Origin of the sequence: Bacillus sp. FSL M8-0277 (assembly GCF_037975305.1) — a bacterium.
GTDB lineage: Bacteria > Bacillota > Bacilli > Bacillales > Bacillaceae > Bacillus > Bacillus pumilus.
Map to the genome: position 1 here is coordinate 3,411,803 of NZ_CP150255.1, position 22,139 is coordinate 3,433,941.

Annotated in this window: 22 protein-coding genes; 7 read left to right on the top strand and 15 right to left on the bottom strand. The window is 43.4% G+C overall.

Annotated features, from left to right (window positions below; translation table 11 throughout):
• Window position 1 precedes the first annotated feature (1 nt).
• Genes MKZ05_RS17335 through MKZ05_RS17350 form a run of 4 tightly spaced genes read right to left on the bottom strand, consistent with a single transcriptional unit; the run spans window position 2 to window position 4,263 of the window.
• Window positions 2-877: a GNAT family N-acetyltransferase gene (locus MKZ05_RS17335; RefSeq protein WP_050944493.1), complete on the bottom strand. Its 876-nt coding sequence runs from the start codon at window positions 875-877 to the stop codon at window positions 2-4.
• Window positions 874-2,052, bottom strand: coding sequence for a DegT/DnrJ/EryC1/StrS family aminotransferase (locus MKZ05_RS17340; RefSeq protein ID WP_095117909.1), 1,179 nt, complete (start codon window positions 2,050-2,052; stop codon window positions 874-876). Before MKZ05_RS17340 ends, MKZ05_RS17335 begins: the two co-directional genes overlap by 4 nt.
• A gap of 21 nt (window positions 2,053-2,073) precedes the next feature.
• Window positions 2,074-3,486 carry a spore coat protein gene (locus tag MKZ05_RS17345; protein WP_003214910.1) on the bottom strand — a complete coding sequence of 471 codons (1,413 nt, stop codon included), beginning with the start codon at window positions 3,484-3,486 and terminating at the stop codon, window positions 2,074-2,076.
• Between the two features lie 6 nt (window positions 3,487-3,492).
• Window positions 3,493-4,263 (bottom strand): glycosyltransferase family 2 protein, encoded by a 771-nt coding sequence (locus MKZ05_RS17350; RefSeq protein ID WP_309216068.1) that lies wholly within the window; start codon window positions 4,261-4,263, stop codon window positions 3,493-3,495.
• Window positions 4,264-4,447: 184 nt separating this feature from the next.
• Between MKZ05_RS17350 and MKZ05_RS17355 the strand changes: the two genes are divergently transcribed.
• The 3 genes from MKZ05_RS17355 (at window position 4,448) to MKZ05_RS17365 (ending at window position 6,592) form a co-directional block, all read left to right on the top strand.
• Window positions 4,448-5,113, top strand: coding sequence for a YIP1 family protein (locus MKZ05_RS17355; protein ID WP_223251281.1), 666 nt, complete (start codon window positions 4,448-4,450; stop codon window positions 5,111-5,113).
• 185 nt (window positions 5,114-5,298) lie between these two features.
• Window positions 5,299-5,841: a spore coat protein GerQ gene (gerQ, locus tag MKZ05_RS17360; protein WP_003215192.1), complete on the top strand. Its 543-nt coding sequence runs from the start codon at window positions 5,299-5,301 to the stop codon at window positions 5,839-5,841.
• A gap of 133 nt (window positions 5,842-5,974) precedes the next feature.
• The gene (locus tag MKZ05_RS17365) at window positions 5,975-6,592 is read left to right on the top strand and encodes a cupin domain-containing protein (protein WP_044140224.1); all 618 of its coding nucleotides are present in this window, start codon (window positions 5,975-5,977) and stop codon (window positions 6,590-6,592) included.
• A gap of 41 nt (window positions 6,593-6,633) precedes the next feature.
• On the opposite strand, the gene MKZ05_RS17370 is transcribed toward MKZ05_RS17365, so the two are convergent.
• From MKZ05_RS17370 to MKZ05_RS17380, 3 genes are all read right to left on the bottom strand, one after another.
• Window positions 6,634-7,005 (bottom strand): DUF423 domain-containing protein, encoded by a 372-nt coding sequence (locus MKZ05_RS17370; protein WP_003215282.1) that lies wholly within the window; start codon window positions 7,003-7,005, stop codon window positions 6,634-6,636.
• A gap of 70 nt (window positions 7,006-7,075) precedes the next feature.
• Window positions 7,076-8,383: a purine/pyrimidine permease gene (locus MKZ05_RS17375; protein ID WP_003214905.1), complete on the bottom strand. Its 1,308-nt coding sequence runs from the start codon at window positions 8,381-8,383 to the stop codon at window positions 7,076-7,078.
• A 33-nt stretch (window positions 8,384-8,416) separates the two neighbouring features.
• Window positions 8,417-8,749, bottom strand: coding sequence for a YwdI family protein (locus MKZ05_RS17380; RefSeq protein ID WP_137054229.1), 333 nt, complete (start codon window positions 8,747-8,749; stop codon window positions 8,417-8,419).
• Between the two features lie 170 nt (window positions 8,750-8,919).
• Between MKZ05_RS17380 and MKZ05_RS17385 the strand changes: the two genes are divergently transcribed.
• On the top strand, window positions 8,920-10,278 hold the full coding sequence (locus tag MKZ05_RS17385) for an aldehyde dehydrogenase (protein WP_212045677.1): 1,359 nt from the start codon (window positions 8,920-8,922) through the stop codon (window positions 10,276-10,278).
• A 33-nt stretch (window positions 10,279-10,311) separates the two neighbouring features.
• Here MKZ05_RS17385 and MKZ05_RS17390 read toward each other — a convergent pair whose 3' ends face one another.
• Both MKZ05_RS17390 and MKZ05_RS17395 read right to left on the bottom strand, forming a co-directional pair.
• A complete protein-coding gene (locus MKZ05_RS17390; protein WP_212045678.1) occupies window positions 10,312-10,992 on the bottom strand; it encodes a uracil-DNA glycosylase in 681 nt (226 codons plus the stop codon).
• A complete protein-coding gene (locus MKZ05_RS17395; protein WP_003214726.1) occupies window positions 10,989-11,816 on the bottom strand; it encodes a glycosyltransferase family 2 protein in 828 nt (275 codons plus the stop codon). The genes MKZ05_RS17390 and MKZ05_RS17395 overlap by 4 nt, the downstream gene beginning before the upstream one ends.
• A 128-nt stretch (window positions 11,817-11,944) precedes the next feature.
• Between MKZ05_RS17395 and MKZ05_RS17400 the strand changes: the two genes are divergently transcribed.
• A complete protein-coding gene (locus MKZ05_RS17400; protein WP_137054226.1) occupies window positions 11,945-12,250 on the top strand; it encodes a general stress protein in 306 nt (101 codons plus the stop codon).
• A 125-nt stretch (window positions 12,251-12,375) separates the two neighbouring features.
• Window positions 12,376-13,185, top strand: a complete 810-nt coding sequence (locus MKZ05_RS17405; RefSeq protein ID WP_044140232.1) for a bifunctional hydroxymethylpyrimidine kinase/phosphomethylpyrimidine kinase — start codon at window positions 12,376-12,378, stop codon at window positions 13,183-13,185.
• Between the two features lie 48 nt (window positions 13,186-13,233).
• Here the strand turns inward: MKZ05_RS17405 and MKZ05_RS17410 are convergent, their stop codons facing one another.
• From MKZ05_RS17410 to MKZ05_RS17435, 6 genes are all read right to left on the bottom strand, one after another.
• Entirely contained in the window at window positions 13,234-14,307 is a 1,074-nt protein-coding gene (locus MKZ05_RS17410; RefSeq protein WP_335355791.1) for a chitobiase/beta-hexosaminidase C-terminal domain-containing protein, read from the bottom strand.
• Between the two features lie 154 nt (window positions 14,308-14,461).
• Window positions 14,462-14,716 carry a hypothetical protein gene (locus MKZ05_RS17415; protein ID WP_008359596.1) on the bottom strand — a complete coding sequence of 85 codons (255 nt, stop codon included), beginning with the start codon at window positions 14,714-14,716 and terminating at the stop codon, window positions 14,462-14,464.
• 188 nt (window positions 14,717-14,904) lie between these two features.
• A complete protein-coding gene (locus MKZ05_RS17420; RefSeq protein ID WP_339160684.1) occupies window positions 14,905-16,362 on the bottom strand; it encodes a sucrose-6-phosphate hydrolase in 1,458 nt (485 codons plus the stop codon).
• A 19-nt stretch (window positions 16,363-16,381) separates the two neighbouring features.
• The gene (locus MKZ05_RS17425; protein ID WP_212045684.1) at window positions 16,382-17,770 is read right to left on the bottom strand and encodes a sucrose-specific PTS transporter subunit IIBC; all 1,389 of its coding nucleotides are present in this window, start codon (window positions 17,768-17,770) and stop codon (window positions 16,382-16,384) included.
• Between the two features lie 254 nt (window positions 17,771-18,024).
• The gene (locus tag MKZ05_RS17430) at window positions 18,025-18,858 is read right to left on the bottom strand and encodes a PRD domain-containing protein (RefSeq protein ID WP_050944508.1); all 834 of its coding nucleotides are present in this window, start codon (window positions 18,856-18,858) and stop codon (window positions 18,025-18,027) included.
• A 52-nt stretch (window positions 18,859-18,910) separates the two neighbouring features.
• Window positions 18,911-19,189, bottom strand: a complete 279-nt coding sequence (locus tag MKZ05_RS17435) for a hypothetical protein (protein WP_050944509.1) — start codon at window positions 19,187-19,189, stop codon at window positions 18,911-18,913.
• A gap of 500 nt (window positions 19,190-19,689) precedes the next feature.
• On the opposite strand from MKZ05_RS17435, the gene MKZ05_RS17440 reads away from it, so the two are divergent.
• Window positions 19,690-22,116 (top strand): S8 family serine peptidase, encoded by a 2,427-nt coding sequence (locus tag MKZ05_RS17440; RefSeq protein ID WP_253622045.1) that lies wholly within the window; start codon window positions 19,690-19,692, stop codon window positions 22,114-22,116.
• Window positions 22,117-22,139 lie beyond the last annotated feature (23 nt).

A 22,139-nucleotide genomic window follows, 5' to 3' on the forward strand; every position in this document is an offset into this window, starting at 1 on the left:
CTTATCTCTCTCCTTTTTTCGGCCATACATGGTAATACAAGAAGGCATTTGTTGTTCTAAATCCCATCTTTTCATACAGCTGAATGGCGGTTGTGTTATGCAGCTGTGTTCCGGCAGAAATAAAACGATGCCCTCTCTCATAAGAGACCTTCATCATCTCAATAAACAGCTTTTTCCCGATCCCTTTTCCTTGTACATCCGGTCTAATCGCAAACAGCTCAAGCGCCAGCTCATCGCCCTTGGTCATCCCTTGTATCAAGCCCACGACTTCATCGTTCACCTTTGCTACGATATTGATATCTGCACGTCCGAGCACATTATTTCTCATCCACTCTTGATAGAAATGCTGGACGACATTCTGGTCTAAAAATGGATCGAGGGCATACCGGCTTTTGACAAATGCCTGATAAGCGAGTGACACCGCCTCATCGTATTCCTTTTCATCCGGCAGACTGATGACCACATCTTCACCTGTTGATGGCATTTCCATGTGAACAGGTGGCGCTTCAAGACGAGTGAGACCGCCCACATAGTACACATGTGACAGCCTTTGGACGATGCGGTTTTTTTCAACATCCGCCGCTTCAAGACGTAAAAAGAAAAAATCGCATTTTTCTGTTCTCATCCAATTGATGAAGCGCTCCATCAATTCCTGAAAAGCAGATGCTGACTCAGCTTCCGCAAACTTCACATGAAAAATATGCTGATCAAATATGCCGCTTTCCCATTTTGACCAGTCGTATAACAGCACTGCTTTCAGCTGGGCGCCACTGACAAGACCAAACTGTTTGAAGCCTTTCATTTGTTCAATTTGTTGACCGTATTTCTCAATCCAAGCGGACAGCACCTGATCGTCTATTGCATGAACGGCCTTCATGAAGATGCCTTCTGTTCTTTTAAAATAGACAGCACCGCAGTGATGACATCCTGCACATCTTCATCTGTCATACTTGGATAAAGAGGCAGTGAGAGAGTCCGCTTGTAGTACGCGAGTGACTCAGGGAAATCCTCTGGTGAATAGTGATAGGTTTGTTGATAGTATGGATGCAAATGAACAGGGATAAAGTGAACACTCGTGCCGATTTTATAGTCCTTTTGCAGCTGATCAATCAGCTCATTGCGTGTGATGAATGCTTCTTTCGGGTCCACTTGCAGTACATATAAATGCCATGCATGTCTTCCCTCATGATGGACTGGCGGCAGGATCAGCCCTGCTTCCTTTTGAAATGCTTGATTGTATGCTTTCGCAATTTGTTCTCTCCGTGCCTGCATATCATCTAAACGGCTTAGCTGAACAAGCCCTAACGATGCCTGCACATCAAACATGTTCATTTTATAGCCAGGTTCCTCGACCTCGTAGTACCACGTTCCTTTTTCTCCATAACGATTCCATGCTCCCTTGCTCATCCCATGGAGTGCTAGTCTTCTGATCCGAGCGGCAAGTGCATCATCATTCGTCGTCAGCATGCCGCCTTCTCCGGTCGCTATATTTTTCGTCGCATAAAAACTAAAGGCAGTCGCATCACCAATCGAACCAACGGGCTGACCGTGGTACGTTGTGTAAAGAGCATGAGCGGCATCCTCAAGCACAAATAGATCGTACTTTTTGGCAATGGTTAAAATCCGGTCCATATCGCACGATTGACCAGCAAAATGAACAGGGACAATCGCTTTTGTGTGTGGTGTAATCGCCGCTTCTAGTTTCTCTGCATCGAGGTTGAGTGTCGCTGGGTCAATATCGACAAATACAGGAGCTGCCCCTGTATGAATGATCGTATTGGCTGTTGCGCAGAATGTCAGAGGCGTTGTAATCACCTCATCCCCATTCCCAATCCCTCTTGCTTTTAAGGCTAAAAATAAAGCAGCTGTACATGAATTGACAGCGATCGCATGTTTTGCACCGGTCAGCTGCCGGAACTCTTCTTCAAACTGTCTGACTTTTGGTCCGGTTGACAGCCAGCCGGATTTTAATGTTCCAATGACTTCGTCAATTTCTTCCTGCTCAATCAACGGCAGGGCATAAGGAAGAAATTGTTCTCTCTTTTTTTCCATATCGCTTGCACACCCCTATCCTCATCTCTGAAAATCCACACCTGTTTTTGTTTGAAGCAGAGAAAGCAGAACATCGGTCGATCGCGCATGCGGATAATGTTGTTTAATGAACTCAGCTCCTTGCCTCTTTGCCAGCTTCATTTCTTGATCATCCGACAAAATACGAATGGCTTTCTCAGCCAGTTCAACAGGGTTTTCCATATGATAGCTGCCAAGCGACTCGTAATAAGGGTATCTTCTGCCTTCTGTCATTTTCCCGATCAGCACACTCTTTTCAAAGAGCATCGCTTCAAGACCGACGGTTGATGTGAGCGTAATGACCATATCCATATAAGGCAATAGGTCATACAAGTCGATTTCTTTTTTAATCAATCTCACATGATTTCCTGCTCGTTCAATGGACACATACTCATTTAATCGGTTTCGGGCAATTTCCCACGGATGCGGCTTCATGATCAACTGAATGTCTTTCCGTTTTGCAATCGTTTTAAGCACATCACCATAGAAGGCTTCTGAAAACGGCTGCGTTGCCACAAGCACGGTCTTTTTGGCAGGATTGAAGTTCAATTTTCGAAAGACCATTTCCTGTTGAAGCGGCGTTCGATCCTTCACCAAGTCAAACCTCGGATGACCTGTGATCTCCACCTGTTCCGGCTGACAGCCTTTGTGTACATACCAGTCTTTTTCATACTTTCCAAACACCCCGTGACACGTCGTGAAAATCGGCAAAAAGGCTTCGTCTCCCATCAGTGCGCCGTGCTGAAGACAGATACTCGTGAGCTGGCGTTTCACAGTTTGCAGTGCAAGTACGCGGCTGTAAGCATCCTCCGTTGTCCCCACAATAATGGCTGCAATTGGCTCCATCTGAAATAGCACTTCTGTCTGGTCAATCACATCAATAAATTGCACAATGTCCTTCCGAAGCTTTTCTCTAAAAAAGACATTGCCAAAGACGGGGTGCTTTGCGTAAGGTTTAAGGAGAGCATTTGCTTTCTCAATATATTCAGCATGGGCTTCTTTATTAACCTCTCCCGCTAATTCCGGCTTGCTGATGACCGGTAAACCGAAATAGTCTGCCTTCTTCCAGCGAGCAAGCACCACCGTTTGACTCGGATGGAACCGCGTGTAATTTTGTTCAGTAAAACGCAGATGTTCAAAGTGAAGCAAGACCTTTCCATTCGCCGGACGATAAGCAATACGCTTGATCTGCTGCTTATGTTGATCAAAAAATGGCTGAATCTCTTCCGGCAATGGACAATCGGTTGTCAATTCATGACCGAATGCTTCATCCTCCATACGTTCCCTCACTTCAGGACTGATATATTGATAGAAATTGCTGATCAACCCAAGAGGAATTTGTTGATAGGACAAATCCTTCATGAGATTTACATACTCAAAATACACCTGCCAATAATGATGAATATAGTGCGACACTTTAGGTCACCTCCCATGTCTTTGCTTTAATATATGGCGGAGCTCCCAGCAGGTAGACTGCTCAGGAAGTGCTTGAATAAAGGCACTTTTCTCTTCTTCCGCCAATTGATAGTGAATCGACTGTTCTGTGATGTAATTTGTATCTAACACTTCATCATAGGGATAGAACGGATAAAAATGATTTAATCGAAAAAAGAACCGGGCATCCCCTATTCGATAAAAATGCGGACTCTCGTCCCAGTAAGACCCAAATTCAGCATGAATTTTTGTTAAAATAGAAGCACGATGAACGACCGAGCAATGATCTATGGCACAAGGTGCATTCCATTGCACCGTTTGCGCAGGTCGAATCGTTTCCTTTACTGGCTCTTTATTGCTATTTAAATAGATTACTTTCGATGCAGAATAGACAATATCTTCACCTGGTCGAGCATCTAGATAATGTGTGAGCTTTTCTAAACGGTCCAGGGCATAGACATTGTCATCTGTGGCATAGGAAATATACTCGCCCTTTGCTAGTTCTAAAGCTTGATTAATGAGGACGGCGTATCGGGTTTTCGCTGTTCTCTCCTCCAGCGATTTGACACCGCTTTGGATAAAATGAACACGGGGATCTTTGCGAAAGGGCTCAATCGCGTCAAGGGTTTTTTCATTTGAACCATCGTCCATGATAAATAGTTCAAAGTCTGACAGCGTCTGCTGCAAAACCGCTTCAATCGATCTGCCGACGTAAGCCGCCTTGTTGTAGCTCGTCATAATGACAGTTACTTTTGTCAAAGTTTTCACCTCGGTCTCTTTCAAACTATGTTTATCATATGTGTCTCCTCTTAAAGAGACTGTAGAGTGACCTATTTTTTATAAAATTGTATTTTTTTAATGATCTATCTTTGAAAAACGCGAACTTTTTGGTAATATAAGTAATCATTTATGTGTATTAAAGGAGTAAAGAACATTGGAAGCTATGAAGAATGATCACTCCCAACAAGAGGAAGTAAAAGGTTTTTTTCGATTTTTCAAAATTTTTGTCGCAACAAAAACGATTATTCGCTCATATCAACATTCCTATATTCCCATTTGGCTGATGATGCTCCTTGCAAGTATCGCTGGTACAGGCTGGGTCTACGAAGGGTATTTTAGCGAGTATATGGGCAATCATATTCCATTTCCTTTTATTTTGTTACAAGGTGCGGGATATGGTATTCTCGCAGGCAATCTCGGTCTATTTTTCGGTGTACTCATCCTAAAGTGGTTAGGGCGTCTTTTTTTCGGCAGTCAAACGGCATATCGAGATGTACTCAAAGCCTTCACGCTGACGACCTTTTTCCCTTCCGCTTTATTTGCACTCAGTTGGATTTGCACGATTGGAATGCTTGGTCCGTATACGTTTGTCAAAATCTCACCCTATTTAGATCAGCATTTTGAGGTATGGTATTATCTCGATCTTTTGACACTGATTGATGCTTATGCAAAGACGTGGATATTTGGAATGACTGTTTTAGGCATTGTCGCTGTGATGAAGCTGAAATTATGGCAAGCCTTCCTCATCGTGATCACACCGCTTGCGGCATGTTTTCTTATCATTACTCTTTTATTTGGTGTCCAGCGCGCTGTAAATTGGATGATGTAAGGCCTGACAAAGAATGCGAGGGTTTGCCCGCGCCTAAGGAACTGCACCACAGTTCCTTTTTTTCGTTCAATGTACATATTCTCCCCTCCTGTCTCATAGTGTGAAAGAGAGAAAGAATGCTATGGAAACAACAGGTGCTCAAGCGCCTTCTGTTTAGAACACCATGAGGAAAGAGGAGGAACGTTATGAAATTGAAAAATCAATTTGGGCAAGGTTCGGGTTTCGAAGGTCAAGATTTTCGCCAGCAACAATATGGAGCAAATCCGTATCCTGCGCAGCAGATGGGTTATTCAGTCCCTCCCCAAACGCAGGGTCAAATGCAAGGACAAATGCAGCAGGGATTTTCACCAATGCCGTCTACTGGTTCTTCACCAGGGGGGCAGGGCACGCAGAGCGGCGGGCAGCCTTATCAAATTCCTTCTGGACCGATTTATCAGCAGAACGTCACTGGTCAGCTGCCAATCGAGCAGTCCTATATTGAAAATATTTTACGATTGAACCGCGGCAAGGTAGCCACGATTTATATGACGTTTGAGGCAAGTAAGGAATGGAACTCGAAGATTTTCAGAGGCGTCATTGAAGCTGCAGGACGTGACCACATTATCATTAGTGATAACAAGACAGGAACACGATACTTACTATTAACGATCTATCTTGATTACATTACGTTTGATGGGGAAATTCAATACGACTATCCATACTCTATGTCCACGTATTCTCCGAGGTAGATAACGCCACATATCGCAAAAGCAAGGAGCAGGCGCCCTTGCTTTTTTCTTTTGATTAGGTTTTTGTCACACCTCTAGGGCGCTCGTCATAAGATGCCTAGTAGTTTTTATCAAACGCCTAGAGGTGACATCAATGACTGTTGAGCTGGATTATACATCACCAAATGTTAAATATTCATACGATCTGAATCAAAGCCCCCTTGTGAAATACGATCAGCATAACCTGATTAACGTTTTAGGAAAAAAACAATTAAATTCGTTGGATCAAGTATCTCTGCTGGATATATATTTGAGTAAAAGCAAAGTCGTAGAGCCTCATTATCATCAAAATGCCGCAGAGCTTGTTTATTGTATAGCCGGTTCTGCTGCCGTCTCGATGCTGAATCCATTTACAAAAAAACTGCACACCTATACCATCACCCCAGGACAGGTAGCAAACGTACCTCAAGGCTGGTGGCACTATGAAGTTGCCCTTCAAGACAGAACTCATTTGTTAGCCATTTTCAACGCATCTACGCCAGAAGTGATCCTAGGCTCAGACCTTCTCACCCTCACCCCTGCTCACATCATGGCACATACGTATTGTATGAACGAAACACAGTGGAAACAGGCGACTCAGCCTGTGAAGCCAAGTGCGTTTATCGGACCATTTTGCCACAGAGAAGAGGAAGCACAAACGAACCCTGTCCCTCCGTCTCACTACATCCCTTATTATCAAGCACCGCCAAACTACGCCCCTTACTGGAATTAAGAAAAAAACCGATGCCCCTCTCAGAGCATCGGTTTTTTAGCTTATAAATTTTTTGCTGCTGCAATGACAAGCATGATCCAAGAAGCAATAAACGCCACTCCGCCAATTGGGGTAATGGCACCTAGAATCTTCACCTGAGTCAATGCCAGGACATAAAGGCTTCCTGAGAAGAAAAGGATACCTGCAAGCATCACCCAGCCAGCGGTTGGGACTAGAGAAACACCTGACAGCTTATCTGCAAGAAAGGCAACAATAAATAGTCCAATCGCATGGAACATCTGATATTGAACCCCTTTGTTCCAAATCTCTATATACTTTTCAGGGATTTTCCCTTCAAGACCGTGCGCACCGAAGGCTCCGAGTCCAACAGCTAGCATCGCATTAATCGCACCTAAAATGAAAAATAGTTTCATTCGTCATTCTCCTTATCTCGTCAATTATATTTATCATAGCGCGGGTGACAGACGATATTCAACTTTCCCTTTACGTTGACACGAGATTGTCGGATTTCTTTTTCTTTCGTAACAGAACTTGATCGACCGCGATCGCAATGAGTGTACCTAGAACAAGTCCATTGCTTAATAATGAAATGAGCACAGGATGCATGCCTTTCAAGGCTTCCTGCGGTACAAACATCGCCCCTACACCTGCTAAAACGGCAATCCCTAGGACAAAGCGAATCCGCGGAATTTCTTCTTTCTCATACTGATCAAACTCAGACATCGCAATCCCAATCATCGAGGAGAACACCACAAAGTTTACAGCAAGCCCCACAGGTGATGGCAATGCGGAGAAAAAGCTCATGAGCAGCGGGAATAAACTAATGAGTACAATGAGCAGACTTCCTATGAAAAATGGCTTTCTCGATGGAATTTTCGTTGTCTGGATAAATCCTGCTGCCCCGGAAATAGGTACAGGCGCAATCGCTCCGATCAATCCGCTCAGTAAGTGACCAAATGCTGCGACAAAACCAGCCGGACGAGCTCTCTTCCGCTCACGCAGTTCACCAAATGCCTTCACTGAACTTTCCACAATTCGAATACTTGCCAGCATGTTCACAATGAGTAATATCGTAATGAAAAAGGACGTGACAAGCAATCCACTGTCAAAGACTGGCATGCCGAATGGGAAAAGCTTCGGAAACTCGATGATTTTTTCTGGAATTCGAACCGGCTTTGCCAACCCGAGTAGAGCGAATAACAACCAGCCTCCTGCAAGGGCAAACAACACAGAAAACTGTCTTAAGTAATGCCATTTTGAGCGGCTGATCATGAAGGTCAGGATAATAATGAAGATTGATAAGCAAAAGACAAGCCCATCCACCTGATTTCCCCGATAGCCGATGCCCATCAGCCCTTTCATGATCGGCTGACTTAACTGGACAACTAATAATAGCAAGTAAATGCCTGTGACGACTGGCGTAAATAAAGACGCGAGCCAATTAATGATTTTAAATAAACTAAAAATAAAAAAGAAAGCGGCACTAAAAATTAAAGCCCCTTGTAGTGCTTGCAGAGTTTCAGGATACGTCGCAAAGATGGTTCCTGTCATACCTGCATAAAGGGTATACACACCCCACCAAAGCCCCGCTGGACTTTCATTGATCGGCAGCATATGGCCGCATAAACACTGAACCATCGCCACAAGACCAAGTGAAAAGAATGTGCTTTGAATCAGCTCCGCTGACTGCACTTGGTTCAATTCAAATGCTTGTGCAATCGCAATTGGTACAGCAATAGAAGCTGCGATAAAAAATGCCATCCACTGAATGGCGCCCAAAAATAGTTTCAAACCGATCACCTTCCCTTTGTCGTGACAAGACCATTAAAAATCAAAGATAGAGTCGCCGTTCCCATCCTTCTCTTTTTGCCCCTCTTCTTGATGCTGAAATTTCTTCGCACCACTCGCACCCATCAGTTTCTCAAGCATGGCTTGATCTGAGGATACGGGCGGCGCGGGCGGTGTCTGTATCGAAGAAGGTGGCGAGATAACCGGCGTTTGCGGCATTTGCACCTGTGATGGTGCATCGAGAATGACATCACATAGTGAAGAAATCGCCGCCACTTGGCGTTTCACCTCTTCATCATTTTCACTTTGTTTCGCCTTTTGAACCGCTTCCTCCATTTTTTGAAGCAGGCTTGATATATGAATATTCAAGGGTAGACCCTCCAATCTAAAAAAGTCTCTTTTCAACATTATTTTACCAAATGAACAAACGAAATGGGTTCATTTTTTCAAAGCAGTCTGCTCCCGCCTCTCTTATTTGACCCGACATAGCCCTTCACACATAATAAAGGAAACAACATCGTTTATGAAAGGATTGAATAATGGACAAACTCACTACTCTTTTTCAGAAACAAAAAGTCTTTCAAAAGCCGCCGGTGGAAGAACGCATCCGTCTTCTTAAAGACTTAAAAGCAGCCATCAAACAGCATGAGAAGGATATTTTACAAGCCTTGGCCCATGATTTACATAAATCCGAACAGGAGGCCTACACAACAGAGATCGGGATGGTGTATGAGGAAATCAATCATACCATCAAGCACCTCCACAAATGGGCAAAACCAACACGCGTGAAAACGCCCCTCACTCATATCGGGTCGAAAAGTATGATTATGAAGGAACCTTATGGCAGTGTGCTCATCATTGCCCCTTGGAACTATCCTTTCCAATTGGCCCTTTCTCCATTAGTTGGTGCCATTGCTGCGGGTAATGCCGTTATTTTAAAACCGTCTGAGCTGACGCCGCAAGTCTCAGAAGTAATCAGTGCAATGGTCGAACCTGTATTTCAAGAAGACCATGCAGCTATCGTAGAAGGCGGTGTAGATGTGAGTACAGAGCTGTTGAAACTGCCCTTTGATTATATCTTCTTTACAGGAAGTGTGGCAGTTGGCAAAGTCGTCATGGAAGCCGCCGCAAAGCATTTGACCCCTGTCACACTTGAGCTTGGCGGAAAAAGCCCTTGCATCGTCACGCCTGATGCAGATATCAAATTAGCAGCAAAGCGAATCACGTTCGGCAAATTTACCAATGCTGGCCAAACGTGTATTGCACCAGACTATTTGCTTGTTCATGAATCCATTAAAGACGATCTTTTACGGGAAATGACAGCCTGTATCCGTGACTTTTATGGCGACCAGCCTGAAACAAATCCGCACTTTGGGAAAAATGTCAGCCAGCGTCATTTTGACAGGCTCTCACAATTTCTCTCAAATGGAACGATCGTTACAGGTGGACAGCGCAACGAAGACGAGCTCAAAATTGCACCAACCATATTAGACCACATCACATGGGAAGATCCTGTCATGCAGGAGGAAATTTTCGGACCGATTCTGCCTGTCATGACCTTCGATTCTCTGCACGAGGCAGCTCATATGATCAAAACAAGACCGAAGCCGCTTGCGCTTTACTTATTTACAACAAGTAAAGAAACAGAAGCCTATATTCTAGACCATCTCTCATTTGGCGGAGGATGTATCAATGACACGCTCATGCATGTCGCTACTCCTTACCTGCCATTCGGAGGCGTGGGTGAAAGCGGCATGGGACGATATCACGGGAAAGAAAGCTTCTTTACGTTTACGCATGAAAAAAGCGTCCTGCGCCAAACCAATCGCTTCGATTTTTCCTTCCGTTATCCAAATGCGAAAAACGGACTCGACTTGGTTCGTAAATTTTTAAAATAAACAGGACGAAGGGTCTCTCCCCTCGTCCTCTTTTTACTCAATATCTTGGATACACCAGTTGATTTCTTCAATCCCCATTTGCTTTAAATACGCGTTTACCTTTGAAAACGGACGACTGCCAAAAAAGCCGTTTCTTGCAGAAAAAGGACTTGGATGAGGTGACTCAATGATGTAATGCTTGTTTTGATCAATGCGTTCTTTCTTATTTTGAGCATGTCTTCCCCACAGCACAAAAACGACGGGCTGATCACGTTCATTCAGCACATCAATCACGCGGTCTGTCACACGTTCCCAGCCCTTGCCTTTATGCGAGTTCGCCTCGCCCTTTCTCACGGTTAGCACAGTGTTTAAGAGCAGCACACCTTGCTCTGCCCAGCTCACAAGTGAGCCGTGATTTGGAACAGGACAGCCAAGATCATCCTTTAGCTCCTGAAAAATATTTCTCAATGATGGCGGATGCTTCACACCAGGCTGAACAGAAAAGCTTAATCCATGTGCCTGACATGGGCCATGATAAGGGTCTTGTCCCAAAATCACCACTTTGACCTCTTCATATGACGTCAAATGAAGCGCACGATAAACGTCATCTGGTTTCGGAAAAACGGTCTGCGTGCGATATTCTTCCTTCATCCATTCACGTAATTCGTGATAATATGGCTGTTCAAATTCACTTTTCATCACAGCCCACCAGCTATCATTTAAAAATGGCTTCATTGGGGTTCTCCTCCTTGTGTCTGCTGCGTTAGTCTTGAGATCATCGGTTTTCCATCCCACACAATCTCACTCTCTGATTCTCGTTTTTTCATTGCTGGTTCTTCTAATAAGACAGCAAAGTTCGCTGTCGGAAGGTCACCCAGCCCATGCTTTTCACTTAGATCATCTAAGTAGTTCTTCCTTGTCTCACCAAGATCACTAGACTGATTCCCTCCGCCGTCAAAAAACGCATAGATCACGCTGGCAGCTGGCACTCGTTTGATCCGGGCATGCTGTGATACACGCAAAAAGAAGTCCCAGTCCCAATAATGATGCATCGCTGGATCAAAATAGCCAATCTCATCGTGTATACAGCGTTTATACATACTGCCGGAAGGAACATATGTAGAAAAGACACGCATATCCTCAATAGCAGCTGTATACGCAAACAAACGTCTTGACACCGGGAAGCGGGTCGCGCCTTTTTCTTCAAATGACACAATTTCTGCATCAGAAAAGACAAAATCGGCGTCCTCCAGCGCCTTACTCATACGTTCAATATGACAAGGTGTAAAGTAATCATCGTCGTCACTCAGCATGATCACATCGCCAGTCAGCTCCCGCACCCCCACGTTTCTAGCATTCACATGCTGGACGTTCTCATCTAAATGGATCAAGCGGATCGGAAGTTCGGGGTAGAGTTCCTGAATGATCTCGACGCGCTCTCCTGCATCATTCACAACCACAATTTCAAAAGGCTGTACGGTTTGTCTCGTAATAGATTCAAGCAGCTCACACAGTGCGCTGAGCCGGTTATGTGTCACAATTAATAAGGAAATCTTCATATTCAGCTAACTCCTTTAATAGATTCGTCTTTTTCCATTAAAACATAAAATGACGTTCTTCTCATGATATAAAAGGCGGTTTGATGTGACGGGAAAATGGGAATTTTCGATGGAAAGGAGTGATCACGATGGAATATTTCACAGTAGAAAATAGCAAAGAAGCGAAGCAGACCATTGAACAAATACGCTCAGCAAAGGATGATATTTTTGTTTTTGCATACGATCCAGAACGCTCTGATACCGTCACAGAGCATACGAATGCCAAAAGCATGACAGCGGTCGATCAAGGGATTTTAGATCAAATTGCCAATGTCATCCGCACTCGGGATGACGAGCTCATGGCCAAAATGATGTCAGTTGGCGCCGATCAGGAATTAGCTTTAACTCTTTTAGACGAACTGAAAAAGGGGAAATTAGTGATTTTTAAAAGGTAAGGGGTAAGGCGTTCCTCCTAGAGTGGAACGCTTTTTTATGCCGTTTCATTGTGATAAATGGAAAAGCTGATTATAATAAGGATAGAACAGTAACTGTTACACATCACATTGGAGGTTCAGCAACTATGTCTATGAATAAAGCACTCACCATCGCAGGCTCGGATTCAAGCGGCGGTGCAGGTATCCAAGCAGATTTAAAAACGTTTCAAGAAAAAAACGTCTACGGGATGACAGCTTTAACCGTTGTCGTTGCAATGGACCCTCATAACCATTGGGATCATCAGGTGTTTCCAATTGATACGGCGACGATTCGTGCGCAGCTCTCTACCATTGTAGAAGGTATTGGGGTAGATGCGCTGAAAACGGGTATGCTTCCAACAGTCGACGTGATCGAACTTGCAGCGGACACCATCAAAACATACGACCTAAAAAATGTCGTCATTGATCCTGTTATGGTTTGTAAGGGTGCGAACGAAGTCCTTTATCCAGAGCACGCGGAAGCACTGCGCGAAAAGCTTACGCCACTGGCAACAGTCATCACGCCTAACCTTTTCGAAGCAGGTCAATTAAGCGGAATCGGTGAGATCAAAACGATCGAACAAATGGAAGAAGCAGCAAAACGCATTCACGAACTTGGTGCCAAGTATGTGGTCATCACTGGAGGCGGTAAGCTAAGCCCAGATAAAGCGATTGATTTGCTTTATGATGGACAAACCTTCGAACGACTTGAAACAGAGAAGATCGACACAGAATACACACACGGCGCAGGCTGCACATTCTCAGCAGCAGTCACAGCTGAACTAGCAAACGGCTCAGACGTGAAAGAAGCCATTTATGCAGCAAAAGAATTCATCACAGCTGCCATCAAAGGCTCTTTCCAACTAAACGAATACATCGGACCAACAAAGCATTCTGCTCATCGTTTTGACAAATAAAACAGAAAAAACCCGATTCGCCTTGTTAGAAGGTGAATCGGGTTTTGTTTATCGAAAGCTGCGTCTCTGTGCAAACAGCCAATCTGTTAAGCCTGGTGTCTCATAAGCAGGCGTCCATGATGCATGGTCATATCCATACTTGCTTGCGTACTCCGTATAAAGCGGCTGGCCACCAGCTTTTTGAATAGCTTGAATTGTATTTCTCGCATAGCTGATAGGGATAATGGAATCATCTTCTGCATGAAATGCCCATATCGGCTTGTGCGCTAAAATTCCTACCTTGCTTGGATCTGCACCCCCCGCAATAGGAATCATCGCTGCAAACAAACGAGGATATGTGATGTTCAACTGGTACGTCCCAAATCCACCTTGTGATAAACCCGTCGCATAAATTCTTCTCTGATCAATCTGATAAGAAGTTAACACATGCTGAAGGACATCATAAGCTTTGTGTAAATCTGGTGAAAATTGAAACACGTTTGTCAGATCGATTTCATTTTGCAAATTTCTTGTTAATGCAAATCCTCCATCGACAGCATTTCGCGCCTGAGGTGCTAGTACGTACGAAGGATGTTTCTTTTGGAGTTCAGGGGAAGCCCATAAAACTGCACCATCATTCGCAAGTAACTGCTTTTGATTGTCTGTTCCCCTCTCCCCGCCTCCATGTAAGAACAGGACTAGAGGATAGGCTTTACCCCTCTTACGGTTTTTTGGAATATACAGCCGATAAGGCATTCCTTGGTATTCGAAAGATAAAAAAGATGATGCAATGTCCTCTCGTGTGACAAAGCGATAATTGTACGTAGACGTGGAAAGGCGATGGTTTTTATTGTAAGCGCTTACTTTTAAAGTCGTATCAGTTTCTATATGAATGGGCTTTTTGTATAACTGACTTTGAGTTGTCGGCTGGCTGCCATCTGTTGTGTAATAAAGAGAAGCTTTTTGAACGTGAGAATGCAGAGCTACCTCTTGTGAACGATAATATTGACCAGATGGGACTGAAGCAGTTGATGCAAAATACGACGTATGATTTCGGGCAGAAGAAACGGAAGGAAAAAGAAAACTCATAGAAAATAGGACAATGATAAAGGTGATCAGGCATTTCTTGGTTGTATGGTTCATATCGTTCCTCCTGTACATGCTCAGATGAATTTTTATTTATTATTTATCATGACAATAGAAATGTCAACGCTTTCATTTTAATTTCTGAATCATCTGACCGAAATAAAAGAGTGCACTCGCACGCAAGTACACTCTTTTATCCATAAATGAATACCTACTTTTGCTGATCAGATTCTTTCGCCATTTTTCGAATAAAGGCTTCAATGGATTCAACAAATAAGGCATATTCTTTCATTTGTTTATACGTATCTGACAGCTTCTCTTTTAATTCTTCCTGCTCTAGAGAAGGTTCACCGAGAATAGATTGGACTTGAATGAGCAATTCTTTATATTCTTCACGTTTATCTTCAACATGATCTGCCATTGTCTCCAAGCGTTTTCTAGTCGTCGGCTGCTGTTTTGAATTCAAATAAACAACCCCTTTTTGTCCTACCGCATTTGGATAAACGTCAGCCTCAGCTGTATATATTTTAAAATGATACCATAATGCCACTTGATATCATATATGCAAAACGTCATCAAACCGCTTCCAGCCAACCTTGTATATACATGATATAGCTCCTTAGATACAGGCTGAATTCACTAGAAAAAAGCAGATCATTGACCTGCTTCTCTTTGTAAATGCCATGTTTTCAGTTTCAGCATTGTTTCATTTCTACCACTGATCGAGATTGATTTATTTCCCGGGGAAGGAAAGTAACGAGCAGTCAATACTTCCCGGCCTCCGTTTACAAAAATCTCAATCGACGATGCATCGATAAAGATGTGAAGATCTTGTAATTCCTCTATTGCTACTTCTCGAACTTCTTTTGATCGATCTTCAAATCGATCTCGCTCTAGTGTCAGTTTGCCCTCATCTTTATCATAAATGATACGGGCTGCCGCTCGAATACAGCATTCAAACCCTTTTTGTGTATCAATTTGATCAATGAATAACTCTGCGCTCGTAATATCATCTACAGGAATCGATTGAACGGAGCGTTTGATATGGAAAATATGCTCTTGTTCGTTGGTTCTCATCGCCTGAAGCTCAGTGACTGGCTTTTGAATCAGATGTCCGTCATCATCTAAACGCAGCTCTCTCGGAATGGTGAGGCAGTGTATCCATTGATACGAAATCGTTGGGTGATGCTCTTCTCCTTGATCAGGCACTCCCATCCATCCGATTAAAAGACGTCTGCCTGATTCGTCTAGAAAGGTTTGCTGCGCATAGAAGTCAAAGCCTCGGTCCAGCTCCTCAAATGCTCCGTGCGTATATTGATAAGTATGGTCATCCAATCTCCCAACAAAATAGCCTGATTGATGTGTATTATGATATTTTAAGCCATCTGGCTTGAGCCCCTGCGGCGACACAATCAATACATCCCGGCCATCTAATTCAAATAGATCTGGACATTCCCACATATAGCCGAAATCCTCTAATCCATTTTTCCCACTGCCTGCAATGATGCCTTGAAACGTCCAATTATCTAAAGTATCAGAGGTAAACAAGACGAGATTCCCTTTCAGGTTCAGGCTTTGTGCACCTAGAACCATGTACCACTGGCCATTTCGCTTCCATACTTTCGGATCACGAAAATGGGCGGTGAATCCATCTGGCAGCGTCGCCACGACTCCTTTTTTCTGAAAATGAATGCCATCCTCTGAAACAGCTAAACATTGATACGTCTCGCGGTTCCCTTGTTCATCGCGAACGTTGCCAGTGTACATCACATACATATGTCCATCGTCAATGACTGCACTGCCAGAATAACAGCCGTTTTGATCAAACCAATCACTTGGCGCAAGGGCGGCTTCCTCGTGCTGCCAATTTACTAGATCTGTCGATGTGTAATGGCCCCAAAATTTTGCGCCGTGACCCGTTTCGAATGGCTGCCACTGATAAAAAACGTGGTAAACGCCTTTCCACTGAATCAACCCATTCGGGTCATTTAAAAGACCTACTGGCGGCATTAAATGAAAATGCTGGCGGTACACATCTTTTTTCACCAAATGCTCGTAGTTTCGAATACGTTCTGCTACCTTTTGACGAAGTACTGCGTCAGTTGTTGTCATGACTGTGACCACTCCTTGATTATTTTTCGACTTCTTTTACTTTAAAGATGATGGTGAGAGTAAATGAAACAGCAACAGCGATTAACATACCAATCACATAATTCACCACATTTTGCACACCGAATGGCGCTGCAATTGCAATCATCGGAATCCCCGTTAAACCATAGGCGTTGGCGGCTACCTTTGTGAAGACAACAAATGCCCCGCCTAATGCGCCTCCGATCATCGCGGCAATAAACGGTTTACGATAGCGGAGGTTGACACCGAATATAACAGGCTCGGTAATCCCTAGGAAAGCTGAGAAGGCTGCAGGAAGTGCAATTTCTTTTGTTTTCGCGCGTTTCGCTAAGAAAAAGACTGCCAAGCCTGCCCCGCCTTGCGCTACGTTGGACATCGCCCAAATTGGCAGCAAATAGTTCCGCCCAATATCATTCAGCAGTCCTGCTTCAATCGCATGGAAGCTATGATGAACCCCTGTGAGCACAATGAGAGAGTAGGCTCCTCCGAAAATAAGTCCTGCTAAGAACCCTGCGTGATCATAAATAAATGTCAGTGCATTCGAAATTCCTGTACCGAGCATTCTTCCAAGCGGTCCAACAGCAATAAACGTCACAAATCCAGTCACAATCACCGTCACAAATGGGGTCACAAGTAAATCAATACTGTTCGGAACCACTTTTCTTAAATACTTTTCAACAAGGCACATGATGTACACAGTCAATAACACTGGAATGACTGTTCCTTGGTAACCAAGAAGAGCAATATCAAAATTGAATAAATGCATATACTCTGGTTTCGCATCCGTCAGTCCCCACGGGTTGAGCAGGTTCGGGTGAATCATAATCCCCCCAATAACGGCTCCTAAATACGGATTTCCACCAAACTCTTTCGCTGCACTGACACCAATTAAAATCGGTAAAATGATAAAGGCTGCACTTGAGAACATATCAAGCATTTGGAAGATCGCGGAGCTTGGGTCAGCCCATTTGAAGGCTTTCATCATGCCTAAAAGCCCCATTAATAAACCGCTTGCAACAATGGCTGGAATGATCGGTACAAAAATATTTGACAACGTCTTTGCAAAACGTGCAAGTGGATTCATTTTTTGTTTCACTGCTTCATCATGGCTGACAGGTTTTTCTTTCTCGTCGTCTGTCTCAAGGCCGGTCTCACGAGCAAATGGTTCATATACTTTGTTGACCGCTCCCGTTCCAAAAATGATTTGGAATTGCCCCGAGCTTGAGAAAGCCCCCTTTACCCCTTCAAGTTCCTCAATGGCATCTTTGTCAATCAGTTCCTCATCTTTCATCACCAATCTGAGTCTTGTTGCACAATGCGTGGCACTGATGACATTTTTCTTGCCGCCTAATAGTTCTGTTAATTCTTTGGCTGTTTTTTGATAATCCATGTTGTCTCCTCCTTTTTTAAAACAAAAAAGACCTAAAATTCACTAACGATAAAAGGACATACACGTCCCCTCGTTACGCAAATTTTAGGTCTTGCCTGCCTGACAGTCACAATCCCACGATATCAAGTTTTGATTACGCTTTCATCATAGTATAAGAGCGTGACGTGCGTCAACCTCTTTTTTCGAATCTATTGACCCATATACACTATTTAAAGTAGTGTGCATAAAAAAAAGCCTGCATGCAGGCACAACCACTAAACCAATTCGGCATCCTGCAGACGCTGGACATGCAGCGTGATGTAGCCGATCTCCGATTCAGGGAGATGAAGTTCATATTCATTTTTTAACAATTCAGCGAGTCCACGTGCACACTGGTAAGCCAAATCATACTTTGTTTGGATAAAACTCAGCATGTCATCGTCCATGATTTGAAATGCCTCATTTGATTCCAACCTGCCTAATGCATACCTCAAATGTGTCACAAGTCGCTGATAGGAAATACTATCCTCATCAATTGAATGCTGAAAATAGCTTTCTATATGCTCGATCATTTCTTTGATCATCGTTGTATATTTCACAGTTTTTTTCATAGACTCCGTATTCATTTTGGCCGTATGAATATGGAGTGCCACATACCCTGCCTCATCGTCCGGCAGTTCAACCCCAAGCCGATCCTTTACATAACGAATGGCATACTTTCCAATTTCATATTCCTGCTTATATAAGACTTTGATCTCACCAAGCAATTTATTATATAGCACAATGCCCTTTTGAATGCGCTCAATGGCAAAGGATAAATGGTCAGTCAGTGATATGTGGATATGATCACTAAGCGGCATCATCAGTTCACCCTCTGCATAACTGATGATATGCTCTGCCACCTCAATATGCGCTTCGGGCAATGTCGCAAGAATTTGTTTGAATTTCTCATTTTCTTCACGCACAACAAAGATTTTCTCTATTTTTTGAACGGGAATGACGTCATTTTTCCCCTTCTGAAAAGCAATTCCGGGCCCCATCACAATTTTCTCCTGATCACCCTCCTTTACAATCACCGCATTGTTATTCAATATCTTATATATCTTCAAGGGGTATCCTCTCCCACTAGATAACGTTTCTTATGTGGGATTTTACCCTGTTTCATCTCCCATGTAAAGGTAAGAGCGGACCAGCACGCGCCTCTCTCGTCGTCTTCTCATCAAGCATCATCAGACTTTGCTTAAACGGTTTCTCTGACCTGCGCTTCTTGTTCTTTTCTTCTGCCAGCTTCTCTAGCTCTCTCTCGTTCACGACTTGAAAGAAACGATCATCCACCGCAGCCGCCTGAAAACGTTGCTGCTTCATCATCACACCAGGATTCACAAGCACATTCATCATGAAACCAAACCATACACTCAACCAGTTTCTGAATTTCCTCACCGAACATCCCTCCGCTTTTCTTAGAATCTAGCAGTTCTAGCAAAACAACTGCTCCTATCATATCCCGAGAAAAAAGAGAGGTTTGTCACAATCTGGGTGAAAAAACAAACTAGTTTTCAGAAGTTTTGTTGAAAAGTGCAGAAAATCATCATGTACGAGGGTGTTTGAATAAAAATTTTATACACACTATATCCAAAAGATAAGCACACCTTATCAACAGGGTTTATCCACATATCAACACCCCCATACTAGATTTTGTGTATGGGATTTTTTTATTTTCCATATATATATCTAAATAATTGAGTTATCAACAGAAGTTTGTGTATAAGTGAGACTTTATAAACAAAATAGTACTTTATGACTATGTAAAATAAGACCATTTTAGTAAAGGAATTGTTTTCATCGTATTGAATACTTAATAACGGGCAGTGAATCTTTCCTATTTATCCACAAAAAGAAAGGCTATCTCCCTAAAAACACAGCTAGAAAGGGGAAAATTAATGAAAAAGGTTATTTCTCGTTCTTCTATTCTATTGTTCTCCACTATTTTTATTTTATCCACATTCTTTACAGGTCAACAGGCTAGTGCCGCTCCATCGAACAAACAGGTGGAACTGGAAAAAGCAGAAATCTTCGGTGAAATCAATGTCAAATCTAGAAAACATACCACTGTCATTGTTGAATTAAAGGAAAAATCCTTAGTTGAAGCTAAGCAAGAAGGCAAAGCTCAAACAAAGGCCTCCCTCAAAAAATCTCGAACAAAAATAAAAAATGCAGCACTCAAAGAAGTTGATAAAGCGAGTGTTCGTCAAGAATATGAAAAAGTCTTCTCTGGTTTCTCTATGAAACTTCCTGCAAACGAAATTCCGAAGCTGCTCGCAGTTGACGGAGTAAAAGCCGTTTATCCGGATGTTACATATCAAACAGATGAAGTGAAAAAGGAAAGCATTCAGCTTCCAAATGAAGATGTTTCCCCTCTTATGGATAAAAGCGCTCCATTTATCGGTGCAACAAAAGCTTGGGATGCCGGCTACTCTGGAAAAGGGGTAAAAGTCGCTGTTATTGATACTGGTGTAGACTATACCCACCCTGATTTAAAAGGAAACTTTGGTTTATACAAAGGCTATGATTTTGTTGATAACGATTATTCTCCGCAAGAGACACCTAAAGGAGACCCTAGAGGTGAATCGACAGACCATGGCACACACGTCGCAGGAACAATTGCTGCCAATGGACAAATTAAAGGTGTCGCAAAGGATGCCTCACTTCTTGCGTACCGTGTACTTGGACCAGGCGGTTCTGGGACGACTGAAAACGTCCTTGCAGGCATCGACCGTGCTGTTACTGATGGAGCAGATGTCATGAACCTCTCTCTCGGAAATAGTGTGAATAATCCTGATTATGCTACAAGCATCGCACTCGATTGGGCCATGTCTGAAGGCGTTGTCGCTGTCACATCAAATGGAAACAGCGGTCCGAACAGCTGGACAGTCGGATCTCCCGGCACGTCAAGAGATGCAATATCTGTCGGAGCAACTCAGCTTCCTTACAGCCTTTACAATGTGAAATTCCCGAACTATTCTACTGCAAAAGTGATGGGCTACTACCAAGAGAGTGATTTAAAAGCACTTGACCAAAAACAAGTCACACTCGTCCATGCAGGTATCGGTGACGAAAAAGCATTTGAAGACATCGATGTGAAAGGAAAGGTTGCCGTGATCGAACGAGGAGCCATTGCCTTTGTTGATAAAGTCGACAATGCAAAAGCTGCTGGTGCAATCGGCGTTGTGATGTATAACAACACCGATGGAGAAATTCCAGTCGATGTACCGGGTCTTGCTCTTCCTACGATTAAGCTTTCAAAAGCTGAAGGAACGGCGCTTGTCAAAGCCATTGAGGCTGGAAACAATACAACGACTTTCTCCATTCAATTTGTCAAAGAACTTAGTGAGCAAGTCGCTGACTTCTCCTCTCGTGGACCAGTTGTGGATACGTGGATGATTAAACCTGATTTATCAGCGCCAGGCGTCAGCATTGTGAGTACAATCCCAACGCATGATCCTTCTCAGCCTTACGGATATGGCTCAAAGCAAGGGACAAGCATGGCTTCACCGCATGTGGCAGGGGTTGCAGCGATCATGAAGCAAGCAAAACCATCTTACTCAACAGAACAAATCAAAGCATTACTCATGAATACAGCAGAAAAACTATTTGACGCAAACGGCAGCCCATTCCCTCACAACACACAAGGGACAGGCAGTGTTCGAATCATTGAATCACTCCAAGCGTCATCTATCGTTTCTGATGCGAGTTATTCTTACGGCACTTTCTTGAAAGAAAAAGGCGTTCAAATCAAAACAAAGAAATTCAAGGTAGAAAACCTTTCAAAAGCACCGAAAACGTATACCATTGATTACAAATTCGATGGCAGCGGCATCAGCACAAACGGAACGAAAAAAATCACTGTCAAAGGGAATTCCACTGGGTCCTTTACTTCCGCGGTACAAGTGAAATATGGTAAAACGAAAAAAGGAACGTACCAAGGCAGCATTACCCTTCGCGAAAATGGCAGAAAGGTCACAGAGATTCCGACTTTATTGATTGTAAAAGAGCCTGATTATCCTCGCGTCACTTCGGTTTCTGTAGAGCCGGATAACCGTGCTGGAAGCTATGTCATTAGCAGCTATCTGCCTGGCGGAGCTGAAAACCTTGCATTCCTCGTCTACTCGACAGATGGAGAGTATTTAGGTGAAGCAGGTGTTTATCAACATGTTGATAAAGGAGAACACCGCGTAAAATGGAATGGCACAATTAATCAAGGTCAAAAGCTCGAATCTGGTGAGTATACAATGCTTGCGTATGCAAGTTTGAAAGGGAAGTCCGACACGGTTCAAACGAAGGAACCTTTCGATATTTATCCTGAATAAATGTGAATCACAAGAAAAGCCTT

Excerpts from the sequence above, each read along its gene's own strand:
- MKZ05_RS17335 (WP_050944493.1), bottom strand. The coding sequence starts at position 877 with ATGAAGGCCGTTCATGCAATAGACGATCAGGTGCTGTCCGCTTGGATT.
- MKZ05_RS17340 (WP_095117909.1), bottom strand. The coding sequence starts at position 2,052 with ATGGAAAAAAAGAGAGAACAATTTCTTCCTTATGCCCTGCCGTTGATT.
- MKZ05_RS17355 (WP_223251281.1), top strand. The coding sequence starts at position 4,448 with ATGAAGAATGATCACTCCCAACAAGAGGAAGTAAAAGGTTTTTTTCGA.
- gerQ (WP_003215192.1), top strand. The coding sequence starts at position 5,299 with ATGAAATTGAAAAATCAATTTGGGCAAGGTTCGGGTTTCGAAGGTCAA.
- MKZ05_RS17365 (WP_044140224.1), top strand. The coding sequence starts at position 5,975 with ATGACTGTTGAGCTGGATTATACATCACCAAATGTTAAATATTCATAC.
- MKZ05_RS17370 (WP_003215282.1), bottom strand. The coding sequence starts at position 7,005 with ATGAAACTATTTTTCATTTTAGGTGCGATTAATGCGATGCTAGCTGTT.
- MKZ05_RS17385 (WP_212045677.1), top strand. The coding sequence starts at position 8,920 with ATGGACAAACTCACTACTCTTTTTCAGAAACAAAAAGTCTTTCAAAAG.
- MKZ05_RS17390 (WP_212045678.1), bottom strand. The coding sequence starts at position 10,992 with ATGAAGCCATTTTTAAATGATAGCTGGTGGGCTGTGATGAAAAGTGAA.
- MKZ05_RS17395 (WP_003214726.1), bottom strand. The coding sequence starts at position 11,816 with ATGAAGATTTCCTTATTAATTGTGACACATAACCGGCTCAGCGCACTG.
- MKZ05_RS17400 (WP_137054226.1), top strand. The coding sequence starts at position 11,945 with ATGGAATATTTCACAGTAGAAAATAGCAAAGAAGCGAAGCAGACCATT.
- MKZ05_RS17405 (WP_044140232.1), top strand. The coding sequence starts at position 12,376 with ATGTCTATGAATAAAGCACTCACCATCGCAGGCTCGGATTCAAGCGGC.
- MKZ05_RS17410 (WP_335355791.1), bottom strand. The coding sequence starts at position 14,307 with ATGAACCATACAACCAAGAAATGCCTGATCACCTTTATCATTGTCCTA.
- MKZ05_RS17420 (WP_339160684.1), bottom strand. The coding sequence starts at position 16,362 with ATGACAACAACTGACGCAGTACTTCGTCAAAAGGTAGCAGAACGTATT.
- MKZ05_RS17425 (WP_212045684.1), bottom strand. The coding sequence starts at position 17,770 with ATGGATTATCAAAAAACAGCCAAAGAATTAACAGAACTATTAGGCGGC.
- MKZ05_RS17440 (WP_253622045.1), top strand. The coding sequence starts at position 19,690 with ATGAAAAAGGTTATTTCTCGTTCTTCTATTCTATTGTTCTCCACTATT.